This is a genomic window from Pseudomonas sp. TSO6, assembly GCF_056098905.1.
The window spans coordinates 1-15173 of sequence record NZ_JBLZWV010000060.1 but is presented as its reverse complement, the minus strand read 5'-3'; the positions used below and the strand labels follow the sequence as shown (position 1 = coordinate 15173).

Genomic DNA, 15173 nt, shown 5'->3' with positions numbered 1-15173 from the left:
CCTGTAGCCATCCTGTGGGAGCGGGCAAGCCCGCGAAGAAGCCACCGCCGAAGGACCTGCCTAGATGACCTACACCCTCGAAGACCTGCTGCACCTCATGGCCCGTCTGCGCGACCCGCAGTACGGCTGCCCGTGGGACCTGAAGCAGAACTACGCGAGTATCGTTGCCCACACCATCGAGGAAGCCTACGAGGTCGCCGACACCATCGAGCGCGGCGACTTCGAGCATCTGCAGGGTGAGCTGGGCGACTTGCTGTTCCAGGTGGTCTACTACAGCCAGCTGGCCCGGGAAGAGGGGCGTTTCGAGTTCGATGGCGTGGTGGACAGCATTACCCGCAAGCTGATTCGCCGCCATCCGCATGTATTCCCCACTGGCGAGCTCTATGCGCCGCTGGACACCCCCAGCCTGAACGAGGCCCAGGTCAAGTCACGCTGGGAAGAGATCAAGGCGCAGGAACGTGCCGAGAAAAGCACGCCCGAGCAATTGTCGCTGCTCGACGACGTACCGTCGGCCTTGCCGGCCCTGTCACGGGCAGCCAAACTGCAGAAACGTGCGGCCACGGTCGGTTTCGACTGGCCCGAAGCATTGCCGGTGCTGGACAAGGTCCGCGAAGAGCTGGATGAAGTACTGCAGGCCATGGCCGACGGTGATGCCGATGCGCTCGAGGATGAGGTCGGCGACCTGTTGTTTGCCGCCGTCAACCTGGCCCGCCATCTCAAGCAAGACCCTGAAAATGCCCTGCGCCGCGCCAACCGCAAGTTCGAGCGACGTTTCCGTTTTATCGAGCAGGCATTGCGCGACAGTGGCCGCCCCATTGAAGATTGTAACCTTGACGAACTGGACGCCCTTTGGGGTGAAGCCAAACGTCAGGAAAAGAACCTGCCCAGCTGCGGCTGAGCTGTTGCATAAGTGAGTGAACATTCATGAGCCTTTCCCTTCGCGACCAATTGCTCAAAGCCGGTCTGGTCAACCAGAAACAGGTCTCGCAGACCAACAAAGCTGAAAAGAAACAGAAGCGCATGGAGCACAAAGGCCAGGTCGAAGTCGACGACAGCCAACAGCGCATCGCCAAGGAAGCCATGGCCGAAAAGGTCAAGCGCGACCAGGAACTGAACCGCCAGCAGCAGGAAAAGGCTGAGCAGAAAGCCCGTGCCGCACAGATCAAGCAGTTGATCGAAGCGACGCGCCTGCCCAAGCTGAACACCGAGGATTACTACAACTTCGTCGATGACAAGAAGGTCAAGCGCATTGCCGTCAACGCCCTGATGCGGACCCGGTTGAGTAACGGCGCACTGGCGGTCGTGGCGCATGCCGGCGGCTATGAGGTCATTCCCCGTGAGGCGGCGGTGAAGATCCAGGAGCGCGACCCCAACCGCATCCTGTTGCTCAACACCCATGTCGAGGAAGCGGACGAGGACGACCCGTACGCTGCCTACAAGATCCCGGACGACCTTATGTGGTAAACGCGAAAAACCCCGCCTTGGCGGGGTTTTTCATTTGAAGAGTGCTCACTGCGTGGTGCGCTGGCTTTCCAGGACTTCCAGCTCTGCGCGGTACTGGTGCGCTTCGTGTTCATTGTGGAACATGCCCACCAGTTGGCCTTGTTGGTGCACATCCCAGATCCGCACGCCAGCGGCCAGGCCTTCGTGGGACATTTTCGATTCGTCGCGTTCGGTTACTTGGACTGTCATCGGTAAACTCCACTTCTTCAGTTGGCTGCGACAGTGTGTCGCACACCCTCTTTATAGAGTTTGTTAGCAGGCTAAGTAAATAAAACAGCCATGAAACAAGTTTCATGTACGGCTTCCAGGCCTGGCTTTTTGTAATCGATGGACTCGCCCCCGCCGAGGCATCACAGTGCCACGGTGGCGTTCGAAGAAGCCAACGGCAGCGAGGGCGAGACCATGAAAAAGCATAGTTCGAAGCACGATTCCCTGTCTTCCACCGATGTGGAACTTTGCACAACCATCTGCGTAGACCTGGCCAAACAGGTCTTCCAGTTGGCAGGCGAGGACGCTACTGGTCGGGTGATCTACGAAGATCGCATCAAATCCCGTCAAGCATTCCATGACTTCTTGACCAGGCTGCCAACGACAGTGGCTGTCTTGATGGAGTGCGGTCCAGGCGCACAAGCCTGGGCCAGGCTGCTGCAGACCAAAGGTAATCCGGTTCGCATCCTGCCTGCGCAACGCGTCGCCGAACACCGCAGCGGCGCGAAGAACGACCGTAACGATGCCCATGCCATTCTGCGTGCCGGTCGCGATACCAGCATTGCCTCCGTACCGATCAAGAGCACCACAGCACTGGCTATTCAAGCACTGCATCGCATCCGGCGCGGCAACATCAAGCGGCATACAGCGCTGGGCAATCAGATACGTGGCCTGCTGCTTGAGCATGGCGTATCCATGCCTCAAGGCGATGCCGCGATCAGTCAGCAGGTGCCGCGGGCGCTTGAGGATGCCTCCTTGCCTCTGCCCGACTTGTTGCGCGAGTTGCTTGATGAACTGCTGACTGACTGGCTGTCTTTAGGCGAACGCATTGCGGCGCTGAGTGGACGGCTCGAAGTGACAGCCCAGCAAGATAAGGTGGCACAGCGGCTGATCACCATTCGTGGCGTTGGCCCAATCATCGCCACGGCGATCGTGGCAAAACAGACCGAACCCAGCCGCTTCGCGAGTGGCCGAATGTATTCCGCCTTCTTCGGTATCGTGCCGGACCAGCACAGTAGCGGAAACAAAATCAGGCTGGGCAGAATGAGCAAGCGAGGTGACGGCTACATACGCAGCCTGATGATCCAGGGCGCGCATGCTGTCTTGAGTCAGCTAAGACCTGATTCCGATCAGCCAGACGATCGCCGCCTCTTGCGCTGGCTATCCCGCCTTGGACGCAAGGAGGCGGCGATCAGACTGGCTAATCGAAATCTGCGCATTATCTGGGCTCTGTTACAGAGCAATCAGGTCTACCAACGCAAACCGAACAGCAACCCGGAGGCTGCTATGAGCCTCTGACCAACCGAGCAATGCCACCGGAGCGCTGAGCGCTCCAACCCCTGCTAGTGAACATTGACCCTAGGTAAGACCGTCGCAGACAGATGCCTCCGCTCCTACAGGCCTGACGTAATGGCCTCAATGTAAACGGCACACTGCGAGCTCACCACGATGTTGGCCAGAAGCGAAAAGCTTCCTCGAATAGGCCTGATACATAGATGCAACCGGGTTCCTATGTTCAAAAAGCAGATAGACAATGTGGGCGAGTCCATACATAGGAGCGGCCTTGTGTCGCGACAGGGCCGCAGAGCGGCCCCGGAAAGCATGAAAAAGCCCCGCACTGGGCGGGGCTTTGGGGGCAGCAGGCGGTGCTGGATCAGTTGCCTTTCACCGGCTTGCCATCGACCGTGCCATCCTGCAGCACGATCACGTACTCCTTGCCATCCGTCTCTACCTGGCGCAGTTGCACCAGCAGGTAGTCCCAGTTCTTGGCGAACCACAGCTCGGTGATGCGTTTGCTCTGGCTCGGGTCGCGCACACGCTCGACCTTCACTGCATCGACCTGGCCGGTCTTGGTGGCGACCTTTTCAGTGCCCAGCACGCGGAAGTCGTAGGTGTCGATCTCGTCACCGTCAACGACCTGGTAGGTCATGCTTTTCTTGCCGGCGGCTACATCATGCTGCAGGGCCAGCTGGTAGGACGACTTGTCCAGCACGCCGCGGTTCAGCGGCAGGCTGACTGCATCGCCACGGTCGCTGCCGGTGACCTTCTTGCCGGTCCAGTCGAAGTTCAAATCGACCTTCTTGGCTTTGCCCAGGCCGCCGCGCTCGAAGTGGTACTTCTGAGGCAGCAGGGTGTCGTTTTCCAGGCGCAGGGTGCTTTGCTCGGTCAGGCTGGCGATCATCATGGAAGCCTTGAAGTTAAGGTCCCAGGTACCGTTGGCATTCTTGACCAGGCTGCGCTCGGCGGTGCCACTCATGGGCAGCTGCTTCCAGTCGGCGGTGTAGCTGGCCGAGAAAGGCTTGAGATCAGCTGCCTGGAGGGGCAGGGCAAGCACGGCGAGAGCCAAGAGCAGGGCGCGACGCATAAATTCTCCTAGGATCGAATCAAGTGACCGCTGGCCGCCAGCGGCTGGCCATCCAGTAATGCACCCTGTTCGCCAAGGCGCAAGCGCCCTTCAGCGAACCAGCGTACCGCCAGGGGGTAGATCAGGTGTTCCTGGCGGTGTACCCGCTGGGCCAGGCTTTCGATGGTGTCTTCAGACGCCACCGGTACAACAGCCTGTACGACCAGTGGGCCGCCATCGAGTTCCTCAGTCACGAAGTGTACGCTGCAGCCATGCTCGGCGTCGCCTGCCTCCAGCGCCCGGCGATGGGTATGCAGGCCCTTGTATCTGGGCAGCAGCGACGGGTGGATGTTGAGCAGGCGGCCCTGATAGTGGCGTACGAAGCCGCCACTGAGGATGCGCATGAAACCGGCCAGCACCACCAGGTCCGGGGCAAAACCGTCGATGCGCGCAACCAGTGCGGCATCGAAGGCTTCACGGCCGTCGAACTGGGTGTGGTCGAGCACGACGCAGTCGATGCCGGCCGCCGCCGCACGTTGCAGGCCGTAGGCATCGGCGCGGTTGGAAACCACCGCACGGATACGCACCGGGCTGGCCTGCCCTTGGCAGCTGTCGATCAGGGCTTGCAGGTTGCTGCCGGAGCCCGACAGCAGTACCACTACATTGCAGGTCTTGCTCGGCATCAGTGTGCCTTGAGGTTCTGCAGCTCGACCTGGGCGGCGCCTTCGGCGGCTTCGGCGATGTGGCCGATGACCCATGGCTGCTCACCGGCGGCGCGCAGTTCGTTCAGGGCAGCTTCGACCTGGTCCTGGGCCACGCAGATGACCATGCCGACGCCGCAGTTCAGCACGCGGTGCATTTCATGCTCGTCGACGTTGCCTTTTTCCTGCAGGAAGTCGAATACCACCGGGCGCTGCCAGCTGGCTACGTCAACCACGGCCTGGGCGTTTTTCGGCAATACGCGCGGGATGTTGTCCAGCAGGCCGCCACCGGTGATGTGGGCCATGGCCTTCACGGCACCGGTGTTCTTGATCAGCTGCAGCAGCGGCTTGACGTAGATGCGGGTAGGCGCCATCAGCAGGTCGGTCAGCGGCTTGCCGTCCAGCTGGGTGTTCTCGATGTCGGTGGCGGACACTTCGAGGATCTTGCGGATCAGCGAGTAGCCGTTGGAGTGCGGGCCCGAGGACGGCAGGGCGATCAGCGCGTCGCCAGTGGCAACCTTGGAGCCGTCGATGATCTCGGCCTTTTCCACCACGCCGACGCAGAAGCCGGCCAGGTCGTAGTCTTCGCCTTCGTACATGCCAGGCATTTCGGCGGTTTCACCACCAACCAGCGAGCAACCGGCCAGTTCGCAACCGGCGCCAATGCCGGTAACCACGGTGGCGGCCACGTCTACGTTCAGTTTGCCGGTGGCGTAGTAGTCGAGGAAGAACAGCGGCTCGGCGCCGCACACCACCAGGTCGTTGACGCACATGGCGACCAGGTCCTGGCCGATGCTGTCGTGCTTGTTCAGGTTCAGCGCCAGGCGCAGCTTGGTGCCGACGCCGTCGGTGCCGGAGACCAGCACTGGCTGCTTGTAGCCGGCCGGGATCTCGCAGAGGGCGCCGAAGCCGCCCAGGCCACCCATGACTTCAGGGCGTGCAGTGCGCTTTGCCACGCCCTTGATGCGTTCGACCAGTGCTTCGCCGGCGTCGATGTCTACACCGGCGTCCTTGTAGCTCAGGGAGGGTTGCTTGCTCATTGATCCAGGCCTTTAGGAGGGAGGGATTCTTAAAAACGACCATGACGGCCAAGACCGGCGGGTAAGCGGCGGCTGCCTGAAACATCAGTGGTCTGTGAAGGCGCGCGATTTTATCAGGGTTGCCGGGCAGCGGCCATCCTCAGGCCGACGGGCAGGGCGGTAAATTGTTGAAAAAGGGCCGAGGGTGGTTGATGTGGTTGCATGTGTATAAGCTGCAAGTAGCGAGCTTCGTGCTCGACTGGACAGGAATCCTCCATGCGTTTTTTCAATATTCTGGCAGCCGGTTGCCTGGCCCTGATAGCGGCCACCGCCCAGGCTGAAAATGTCTCTGGCCTTTATCAGGTACGCGAGCCGGTCACCGGGCAGGGCGCCGAAGCCCGTACCGCTGCCACCGCCAAGGCCCTCGACACGCTGGTGCTGCGCCTGACCGGCGACCCAAAGGCAGTGCAGAGCCCGGCGTTGGCCGCGCTGCGCAAAGACCCGCAGCAAATCATCAACCAGGTGGGCAGCGAAGCCGGCCCGCCCGAGTCGGTGCTGGTGGAGTTCGACCCGGGCAGTACCGAGCGCGCCCTGCGCAAGGCCGGCCTCGCGCTGTGGGGCAGCAATCGGCCCTCGATTCTCGGCTGGTGGCTGAATGACAGTGTCGACGGCAGCAGCCTGGTCGGTGACGGCCAGGCCAGCGCCCAGCCTCTGCGTCGTGCCGCCCAGCACCGTGGCCTGCCGCTGCGCCTGCCGCTGGCCGACCTGCAGGAGCAACTGGTGGCCAATGCCAAGCAGATCGAAGGCAGCGACCCGGCACCGTTGCGTGAGGCCTCCGAGCGCTATGGTGCCGACGCCTTGCTGGCGGTACATGCCCAGGAAGCCGATGGCAAGTGGCAGGGCAAGTGGCAGCTGTGGCTGGGCGACCAGCGTGAGCAAGGCACTGCCGAGGGGGCCGACCCGGCAGCCTTGGCCGATGCGGTGATGCTGGCGGTAAGCAGCCGCCTGGCGCCGCGTTATGTCGCCCGCCCGGGCGCCAGCAGCCAGATGCAGGTGCAAGTACAGGGGATGAGCCTGCAGCGCTATGCCGAGCTTGCCCGCGTACTTGAGCCCTACGGCCCGCGCCTGAAGATGGTTGAGGGCACCACCCTGACCTATGGCGTGACCGGCAACCGCGAGCAACTGCGTGCCCAGCTTGGCCTGGCCAAGTTGCAGGAACTACCCGCAGAGCAGGCGCCCGCAGTGCCCGTCACGCCAGCCCCGGTCGCGAGTGCAACGGGTGAGCAAGCCGCGCCGGCCCCGCCTGCGCCCAAGCCGTTCGACGGCCTGCGTTTTCGCTGGTAAAGGGAGCATACCTTGATCGATGTTCGTCGCTGGATCTGGCTGGGTGCAGCCCTGCTGATCGCTGTGCTGCTTTATAGCTTGCACAACATTCTTACGCCGTTTCTGGTCGGCATCCTGCTGGCCTACCTGGCCGACCCGCTGGTTGACCGCCTGGAGCGCCTGGGGCTGTCGCGCACTTGGGGCGTGGTGGTGGTGTTCGGCCTGTTCACCTTGTTACTGATGGCCTTGCTGCTGGTGCTGGTGCCGATGCTTGCCAAGCAGTTGGTGCGCCTGTACGAGCTGGCGCCGCAGATGCTCGACTGGCTCGAACAGGTGGCGCTGCCATGGGTGCAGGGTCGCCTGGGCCTGGTCGATGGCTTCTGGAAGTTCGACAAGATCAAGGCCGCCATCGGCGCGCACATGGGGCAGACCACCGATATCGTGGGCATGCTGTTGTCCCAGGCCACCGCCTCCAGCCTGGCATTGATGGCCTGGCTGGCGAACATGGTGCTGATCCCAGTGGTGGGCTTCTATCTGCTGCGCGATTGGGACCTGATGATGGCCAAGCTACGCGGCCTGCTACCGCGCCAGCGTGAGCCGCAGGTGATGGGCCTGGCAGGCGAATGCCATGAGGTACTGGGGGCATTCGTGCGCGGGCAACTCATGGTGATGGTGGCCTTGGGTATCATCTATTCGGCCGGGCTCATGCTGGTGGGGCTCGAACTGGGCCTGCTGATCGGCATGCTCGCGGGCCTTGCGGCCATCGTGCCGTACATGGGCTTCGTCATCGGCATTGGTGCCGCGCTGGTGGCTGGCCTGTTCCAGTTTGGCGGCGACCTGTACCCGATGCTGGGCATCGTCGCGGTATTCATGGCCGGGCAGGCGCTGGAAGGCATGGTGCTGACCCCGCTGCTGGTGGGCGATCGCATCGGTCTGCACCCGGTTGCGGTGATTTTTGCCATTCTTGCCGGTGGTGAGCTGTTCGGCTTCACCGGGGTGCTCCTGGCCCTGCCGGTGGCAGCGGTGATCATGGTGCTGCTGCGTCATGCCCATGACTTGTACAAGGAGTCGGACATGTACGCCGGGGACATTGACCCGCAGCTGTGATGGCCGGGATCGTCTTGAGGGTTGGGGCGGCTGTGAGATCGAGCGCCGCCCGCGCGGCGCATCGCGAGCTACGCTCGCTCCTACATTTGTTTCGGGCCAGTTACGCCTGTGACAGGCGCGCGCGACCGCTTTGTTTGTACGACGCGATATCGAGCCATGCACCAAGGCGCTCGCGCGCAATACCCACAGGAATAATTGGCCCGAAACAGATGTAGGAGCGAGCTTAGCTCGCGATGCGCCGCGCGGGCGGCGCTCGATCTCACAGGCGCCGAACATCGAATGACTTGCACCATCAGCCCCAAAATAGCGCAACTTGTTGATTTTGCTTGCGCTATCTATTGCCGTGATTGTGCGCCTCGCGTTGCGGGTATAGACTTTGCAGATTGTTCACCAAAGGCCCCCTGCGGTCCTGCTGACCGCCCGCGAGCATGAAACCACCGATCCAGTTGCCCCTGGGTGTGCGCCTGCGCGATGACGCCACCTTCATCAACTACTATCCGGGCGCCAATGCTGCGGCATTGGGTTACGTCGAGCGGCTATGCGAAGCCGACGCCGGCTGGACCGAGAGCCTTATCTACCTGTGGGGCAAGCAGGGTGTGGGCCGTAGCCACCTGCTGCAGGCCGCCACCCATCGTTTCCAGCAACGTGGTGAGCCCGCCGTCTACCTGCCGTTGGCGCAATTGCTCGACCGTGGCGTAGAGGTGCTCGACTACCTGGCCCAGTACGAACTGGTCTGCATCGACGACCTGCATGTGATTGCAGGCAAGGCAGACTGGGAAGAGGCAATGTTCCACCTGTTCAACCGCCTGCGCGACAGCGGCCGGCGCCTGCTGCTGGCCGCCTCGGCATCGCCACGGGAGCTGCCGATCAAGCTCCCCGACCTGAAGTCGCGCCTGACCCTGGCCCTGGTGTTCCAAATGCGTGGCCTGTCCGACGAAGACAAGCTGCGCGCCCTGCAATTGCGTGCTTCGCGCCGCGGCCTGCACCTTACCGACGAAGTCGGCCACTTCATCCTCACCCGCGGTGCGCGCAGCATGAGCGCGCTGTTCGACCTGCTCGAGCGCCTCGACCAGGCCTCGCTCCAGGCACAACGCAAGCTCACCATCCCTTTCCTCAAGGAAACCCTCGGCTGGTAACCCCCTGAAAACGCTGGGCCAGAGCGGAAAAACAGAAAAGTCACATCTTTTTCGATAAAATTTGCAAATGGCCATGATAGAGGGCATAGTTTCCCCCTCTAAAGGATTACAGACACGGTCGTGCCCATGCTAAAGCGCTTCGCACCCCTCGTGCCACTCGCACTCGTGACCCTGCTGTTTGGCTGCGCGGCCCAAGGCCCAGCTTCTCAAGTTCAGGATCACACCCCGGTCGCCGCACAATCGGTGATCAAGGCCAAGGCCTCGTCCTCGTCGGTATTCGGCGAACCGGAAGAGCTGGCCACTGAAGATGACCTGGAGGCTTTCTCCAGCAACAGCAAGCCTTACCAGCTTCCAGTGTTGGCGGACAGCATTCTCGAGCGCGGCATGGCCTTGATCGGCACCCGCTACCGCTTCGGTGGTACCTCGGAAAAGTCCGGTTTCGACTGCAGTGGTTTCATCGGCTACCTGTTCCGCGAAGAGGCGGGCATGACCCTGCCGCGCTCCACGCGTGAAATGATCAACGTCGATGCCCCGAAAGTGGCACGCAACAAGCTCAAGCCAGGTGACCTGCTGTTCTTCAGCACCAATGGTCGCGGCCGCGTCAGCCATGCCGGCATCTACCTGGGTGACAACCAGTTCATCCACTCCAGCAGCCGCCGCAGCGGTGGCGTGCGCATCGACAGCCTCGGTGACCGCTACTGGAGCAAGACCTTCATCGAAGCCAAGCGTGCCTTGGCCATGGCGCCGACCAACATCGCGCGCAACTGATGGCAAAATGATATATCCTGCCGCGGCGGCGATGCTTTGAAAAAAGCTCGCCGCCGTGCGCATTTATAGAAAGCGTCTAATCTAAATTCTCAACTCTTTTCGGCTGCTGCGCAGCGGTCTCAGACAGGATGTTCTGGCCATGATAAAGATGGCGCGCTTCGCATTTCTCTCCCTGGCGGCATTGCTTGCTGCCTGCTCCAGCCGTGCGCCTGCGCCGGCCCCTGTGGTTCAGCCGCAGGTTAGCTATAGCCAACCGAGCCCTTCGCCGATTGCCGATGACGTGCTAATCCGCGCCATAGGCCTGGTGGGTACGCCTTACCGCTGGGGCGGCAACACCCCGGACTCCGGCTTCGATTGCAGTGGTTTGATCAAATACGTCTACCGTGATGCGGCCGGCATCAGCTTGCCGCGTTCCACGCGGGAGATGATCGTCATGCGCGCACCGACGGTGGATGCCAAGGCGCTGCAATCCGGTGATCTGGTGTTCTTCGCCACCAGTGGCGGCTCGCAGGTCAGCCATGCAGGCATTTATGTAGGGGAAGGGCGCTTCGTGCATGCGCCTTCCACGGGCGGCACGGTGCGTCTGGACTACCTGTCCAACAGCTACTGGGCCAAAGCCTACCTGCAGGCCAAGCGTGTGATTCCGCAAGGGCATCTGGCGCAGAACCCCTGACACCGTTGAGTGGCATATCTCAGAAGCAGTTCAGCACTGCTTCTGCATGTGCCGAGCCACGCCTGCGGCGCCGTGTCTTGCCCTTCATCACCACACCACGCCTCTCTCCCCGGTAGTTTTTACCTACTGCTATTCACGCCATGGGAATACCAGGATGTCGCCTTTGGGTGCCATCTGGAGTGGGCCGTGAGCAAGATCGAAGAACAAACCCGACGTAGCCTCGAGGTTGCAGATACTGTGATCCCGTTGCTGCGGTTGGCCGATGAGGTGCTGCGAGATTACCCTGATGCCTACCTGCTGGCGAGCAGGCACGCGGAGCAGCTCGTCTACAAGCACACCGGTCAGCACATGGACCCGCGGTTCGTCTGGTGGCACCAGTTCAATACCCAAAGCTCCAGCAGCCGCAGTTTTACGGGCTGGCAGCATGGCGGGCCACCGCAGAAGTCGCTGGTGTTCACCAAGCTGGTAATAGAGCGGTTCGATGTCTACTTCCAAGATGCTGCCGATGAGCTGGACCTGCGCGGAGGGTTCTATTGGCAGGGGCCTCACGCGGCTTACTACGACGAGCGTAATGAAATCCGCATGCTCGGCAGCGCGGTGCAGCAAGACCTGTGGGCGCTGGACTTCGCAACGCTGTATCGCGAGGAGGTCGAGCGCTTCTGGGCGACTCACGGGACGAATTTTCGACTACTGGTCAAAGCCAACCTGCTGGGGGAAGGAAGACGTGCCCTGAGCGGCGAGCGGATCTCGCAGTCCGACTGGCGGCAGTTGCGTGCCATGGTAGATAACACGCTGGCGGACGATGAACTGCCCACGCTTGAGAAGCTGCGTCAGGACAACAACGAGCAGGCGTTGTCGGTCCGTCGCTACGTGTTTAGCGAAGGGGACAGGGGATGCCTGTTCAGCTTGCATGCTCAAGGTGGGCGGGTGCTGGCGTACTTGCCGTGGCACGCTGAAGCGCTCATGGCATTCGATTCCGAGCTGGCAATGGCCAGTTGGCTTGCAGCGCAATTGCAAACCCCGCAAGCGCTAGACAGCTTTATCGCAGGCGTGCACAGCAACCCGCACGATAGCGTCAGGCGAGAGTTGATCAAGATACATCTGAAGGGCATCGCTGACAGCCGCTCGGATGAGGCGGCACTGATCGCACTCAAGCTTTTCGAGTGTCCGCTCAAAGGTGACTTTTTCACCTACATTACCGAGCAGGCGAGCGCCGAGATGCGCCGCAATGCGCAACTGATGCGGGACAACGCAAGCCTGCGCAAGGCAATGCTCAGCGGTTATCTGTCTGCATTCATAGGGGTCTTCGGCGGGTTCGTTCCTTTGGGCTGGCCAATATCTCTGATGTTGCTCGGCGCGGGTGTGGCCAAGGTGGCCCTGGATATAGACGAAGCCCTGCTCGCGGCAGATGCGCAATCGCGCAAGCGGGCGCTGCGTTCGGCAGTTATCGACAGCCTGTTCGCAAGCCTCAACCTGTTGGATGTAACTGCACGGTCTAGCCTGGTGTCCGTTGCAAAACCGGCACCGCCCCATGAAACAGGCATTGGCCTGGCGCACTGGCAGGCAAGCGCCAGTGCCACGCTCTCGGTGGAGGGCCAGGAGACCAACGCACTGTTGGGTGGTGAGTTGGGCTTGAGCGGTCGCCTGCGTGGCATTCGCATGACTGACGATGGCAAGTGCTGGGTAACCTTGAATGGCCTTCCTTACCGGGTGCGGTACAGCCATGAGCTGGCTGCCTGGTTGGTGGTGCCCGTTGATAACCCGTATGCCTTTGGCCCGCTCAACCCCATACGTTTGAACACGGCGGGTGAGTGGGAGCTGCTGGCCCCGCCCCGGTTGCTTGGCGGCAGCCCTCCGGCTGTGGAAGGAATACCCAGTACATCGTCGCCGTTCTGGGATACCTACACGGCCATCGACGACGCGTTGAGCACGCGGCTGGCTGAAGAGGCTCTGGAGCGCCAGACAACATTACTGGACAAATGGCCTGTGGCCGAGTTGCCGGCTGGGCAGGCGCCGGACCTGGATGAGCGGGGGCTGGATTGTGTCAAGGGTGGGGGACGGCCTCACTATTCCTATCGCTGTGGGCATGAGTATTTCAATGCGCTGGTCGAGTGGTACACCAGCAACGAGTCCACCGTGAACGATGTGTTCCGCGCCGGGCGTTATCAGTACGGTGACGAAGACAGCTACATCAATGATCTGGCCGATAGCCTGGGGTTGCTCCCCAAAAGCAACGAGGTGACCTTGTATCGCGGGGGGCACCGCTCGCGAGGTACCGGCGGCGAGCACTACAGAAATGGCCAGCTGCGAGTGGGTGATGTGCTGGTCAATAGCGACCTGACGTCATTCACTGAAAACCCCTACAAGGTTACCGAGTTCGCCTGCTTGCCCTTCGCCCAGGCGCCGGGTGGTTTGCCTGGGCTGTTCGATGACAGTTCGGTCGTGTTCGAGTTGGCGGCCGGGCGTTACCGGGGGGCAACGCCGATCAGCGCGTTTTCCATTTACTGGAAAGAAGGTGAATCGTTGATGTTGCCGGGTAACTATTTACGCATCGAGGGCCTGGAGCAGGTGTATGGTGAGCATTACCGCTTCATCAAGGTGACGCTGGGGCAAACCGGCAAGCCTGCCTCTGGCCCTGTGTATGACTTGCGCACGGGGCTGCCTTTCGATGAGGCCGCCTATAGGGTGCAGTTCCGTACACCTACGTTGGCGCAACGTTTTTTCCCGGCCTGATGCCGGAATTATCAGTAGGCGCTGCTGCCGGGAATAGCTTGGGCAGCAGCACCCTGGTTCATACCGTGCCCGGCGTTCTTGCTGATTCGCCAGACGACATTGCCGACATCGTCGGCCACCAATACCCCACCGCGACCATCATTGATCACGCCCACCGGCCGCCCCATCGCCTTGTCCTGACTATCCAGAAAACCTGTGAGCAGATTGATGGGTTGACCTGCAGGTTTGCCTGAACGGTCGAACGGCACGAATATCACCTTGTAGCCACTGTGCGGCTTGCGGTTCCACGAGCCATGCTGGCCGACCAGTGCCCCTTGTTCAAAAGGCGCCGGTAATACGCCGGGCCCGATGAACGCCAGCCCTAGCGATGCGGTGTGCGGGCCAACCGCATAATCCGGTTTCAGCGCCTGGGCTACTTTCTGCGGAGCCTGCGGCTGCACGCGCTCGTCCACATGTTGGCCGTAGTAACTGTAGGGCCAGCCGTAGAAGCCGCCCTCTTTTACAGATGTGATGTAGTCGGGCACCAGGTCGCTGCCGATTTCGTCACGCTCGTTGACTGCTGTCCACAAGACGTTGCTGTGCGGCTCCCAAGCCAGTCCATTGGGGTTGCGCAGGCCGGTGGCGAACAGCCGGTGCTTGCCGCTTGCCGGGTCCACTTCCCAGATAGCGGCGCGTCCTTGTTCCTTCTCCATACCGTTCTCCCCGACGTTGCTGTTAGAGCCAACCGTCACATAAAGCTTCTTGCCGTCGGGGCTGGCGATCACGTTCTTGGTCCAGTGATGGTTCAGCGGCCCGCCGGGCAACTCGGTCACCGCTTGGCCCTTTTCGGTAATCTGCATGACGCCTGCTTCATAGTGGAAGCGCAGTAACCTGTCGGTGTCGGCCACGTACAAGTCCTTGCCCACCAGCGTCATGCCGAACGGTGAGTTGAGCCCTTCGATGAAAGGGGTGCGGATTTCTGCCACCCCATCGTGGTTGGCATCGCGCAGCAGGGTGATGCGGTTGGCGCTGGGCACGGTCGCGCCGGCGCGTTTCATCGCCTTGCCCATCGCCCAGCCGCGGATGCCCTTGCCATCTTCGGGCTTGGGTGGCGCGTTGGTCTCGGCCACCAGCACATCGCCGTTGGGCAGCAAGTAGAGCCAGCGTGGGTGGTCGAGGCCGCTGGCGAAGGCTTCGACTTGCGTCCCTGGCGCAGCGGTCGGCTTGCTGCCTTTTGGCCAGCCGACGGCGGGGGCGATGTTTACGGTGGGGATCAGTGTTTTGACCGGAGCGGGGAGGCTAGGGGTTGGCCCGCTGCCCTCGTTTACGCTCAACAGGGCTGTTTCGCCGCAGCCTGCCAGGCTGGCTGCGATTAACCAAGGCATCAGGCATTTCATGTGCGGCGTCCTCTAAAGAAGGCCTGTTGACTTGAGAGGCCGGTTGGGTTCGCCGGGTTCCCCTCCGTTTGCTCTTGCTCTTGCTCTTGCTCTTGCTCTTGCTCTTGCTCTTGCTTCGGCTTTTGCTTCTAAGCTCGCGATAGTCCAGGCGACGCAGATTGCGACTTCAGGAGGCCGAGCGCAGGGCTTGCGGAGGGAGGTGACGGGCATGGATGCCCGTCACCTCCCATCGCAAGGCCAGCGTTCAGCCTCCTGAACTCGCGAAGATCAAAACCTAGATCAA

Annotated in this window: 14 protein-coding genes; 9 read left to right on the top strand and 5 right to left on the bottom strand. The window is 61.5% G+C overall.

Annotated features, from left to right (window positions below; genetic code table 11):
* Nucleotides 1-64: 64 nt before the first annotated feature.
* Together mazG and ACN6NG_RS23145 are read left to right on the top strand one after the other, a co-directional pair.
* A complete protein-coding gene (gene mazG / locus ACN6NG_RS23150) occupies nucleotides 65-898 on the top strand; it encodes a nucleoside triphosphate pyrophosphohydrolase (protein ID WP_049276301.1) in 834 nt (277 codons plus the stop codon).
* Nucleotides 899-924: 26 nt separating this feature from the next.
* Entirely contained in the window at nucleotides 925-1464 is a 540-nt protein-coding gene (locus ACN6NG_RS23145; protein ID WP_016501111.1) for a DUF2058 domain-containing protein, read from the top strand.
* 45 nt (nucleotides 1465-1509) lie between these two features.
* On the opposite strand, the gene ACN6NG_RS23140 is transcribed toward ACN6NG_RS23145, so the two are convergent.
* Nucleotides 1510-1692 (bottom strand): hypothetical protein, encoded by a 183-nt coding sequence (locus tag ACN6NG_RS23140; protein WP_016501110.1) that lies wholly within the window; start codon nucleotides 1690-1692, stop codon nucleotides 1510-1512.
* Between the two features lie 258 nt (nucleotides 1693-1950).
* Between ACN6NG_RS23140 and ACN6NG_RS23135 the strand changes: the two genes are divergently transcribed.
* Nucleotides 1951-3009: an IS110 family RNA-guided transposase gene (locus ACN6NG_RS23135; RefSeq protein WP_474316440.1), complete on the top strand. Its 1059-nt coding sequence runs from the start codon at nucleotides 1951-1953 to the stop codon at nucleotides 3007-3009.
* 355 nt (nucleotides 3010-3364) lie between these two features.
* Here ACN6NG_RS23135 and ACN6NG_RS23130 read toward each other — a convergent pair whose 3' ends face one another.
* From ACN6NG_RS23130 to purM, 3 genes are read right to left on the bottom strand one after another with little or no spacing between them, the layout of a single operon-like run.
* On the bottom strand, nucleotides 3365-4075 hold the full coding sequence (locus ACN6NG_RS23130; protein WP_016501109.1) for a DUF3108 domain-containing protein: 711 nt from the start codon (nucleotides 4073-4075) through the stop codon (nucleotides 3365-3367).
* Between the two features lie 8 nt (nucleotides 4076-4083).
* Entirely contained in the window at nucleotides 4084-4737 is a 654-nt protein-coding gene (gene purN, locus ACN6NG_RS23125; protein ID WP_232877188.1) for a phosphoribosylglycinamide formyltransferase, read from the bottom strand.
* Entirely contained in the window at nucleotides 4737-5795 is a 1059-nt protein-coding gene (gene purM / locus ACN6NG_RS23120; protein ID WP_016485267.1) for a phosphoribosylformylglycinamidine cyclo-ligase, read from the bottom strand. Before purM ends, purN begins: the two co-directional genes overlap by 1 nt.
* 255 nt (nucleotides 5796-6050) lie before the next feature.
* Here purM and ACN6NG_RS23115 point away from each other — a divergent pair, with 255 nt between their 5' ends.
* The 6 genes from ACN6NG_RS23115 to ACN6NG_RS23090 all read left to right on the top strand — a co-directional run bounded on the left by ACN6NG_RS23115 (nucleotide 6051) and on the right by ACN6NG_RS23090 (nucleotide 13514).
* Complete coding sequence (locus ACN6NG_RS23115) at nucleotides 6051-7118, top strand: DUF2066 domain-containing protein (RefSeq protein ID WP_232877190.1); 1068 nt, start codon at nucleotides 6051-6053, stop codon at nucleotides 7116-7118.
* Nucleotides 7119-7130: 12 nt separating this feature from the next.
* On the top strand, nucleotides 7131-8204 hold the full coding sequence (locus tag ACN6NG_RS23110; protein ID WP_474316428.1) for an AI-2E family transporter: 1074 nt from the start codon (nucleotides 7131-7133) through the stop codon (nucleotides 8202-8204).
* 428 nt (nucleotides 8205-8632) lie between these two features.
* Nucleotides 8633-9340 (top strand): DnaA regulatory inactivator Hda, encoded by a 708-nt coding sequence (gene hda, locus ACN6NG_RS23105; protein WP_016485270.1) that lies wholly within the window; start codon nucleotides 8633-8635, stop codon nucleotides 9338-9340.
* Nucleotides 9341-9466: 126 nt separating this feature from the next.
* On the top strand, nucleotides 9467-10108 hold the full coding sequence (locus tag ACN6NG_RS23100; RefSeq protein ID WP_197863910.1) for a C40 family peptidase: 642 nt from the start codon (nucleotides 9467-9469) through the stop codon (nucleotides 10106-10108).
* Nucleotides 10109-10247: 139 nt separating this feature from the next.
* Nucleotides 10248-10781 (top strand): C40 family peptidase, encoded by a 534-nt coding sequence (locus ACN6NG_RS23095; RefSeq protein ID WP_086974692.1) that lies wholly within the window; start codon nucleotides 10248-10250, stop codon nucleotides 10779-10781.
* Between the two features lie 186 nt (nucleotides 10782-10967).
* On the top strand, nucleotides 10968-13514 hold the full coding sequence (locus tag ACN6NG_RS23090; protein WP_474316424.1) for a dermonecrotic toxin domain-containing protein: 2547 nt from the start codon (nucleotides 10968-10970) through the stop codon (nucleotides 13512-13514).
* An 11-nt stretch (nucleotides 13515-13525) separates the two neighbouring features.
* On the opposite strand, the gene ACN6NG_RS23085 is transcribed toward ACN6NG_RS23090, so the two are convergent.
* Nucleotides 13526-14890 (bottom strand): PQQ-dependent sugar dehydrogenase, encoded by a 1365-nt coding sequence (locus ACN6NG_RS23085; protein ID WP_474316421.1) that lies wholly within the window; start codon nucleotides 14888-14890, stop codon nucleotides 13526-13528.
* Between the last annotated feature and the right edge of the window lie 283 nt (nucleotides 14891-15173).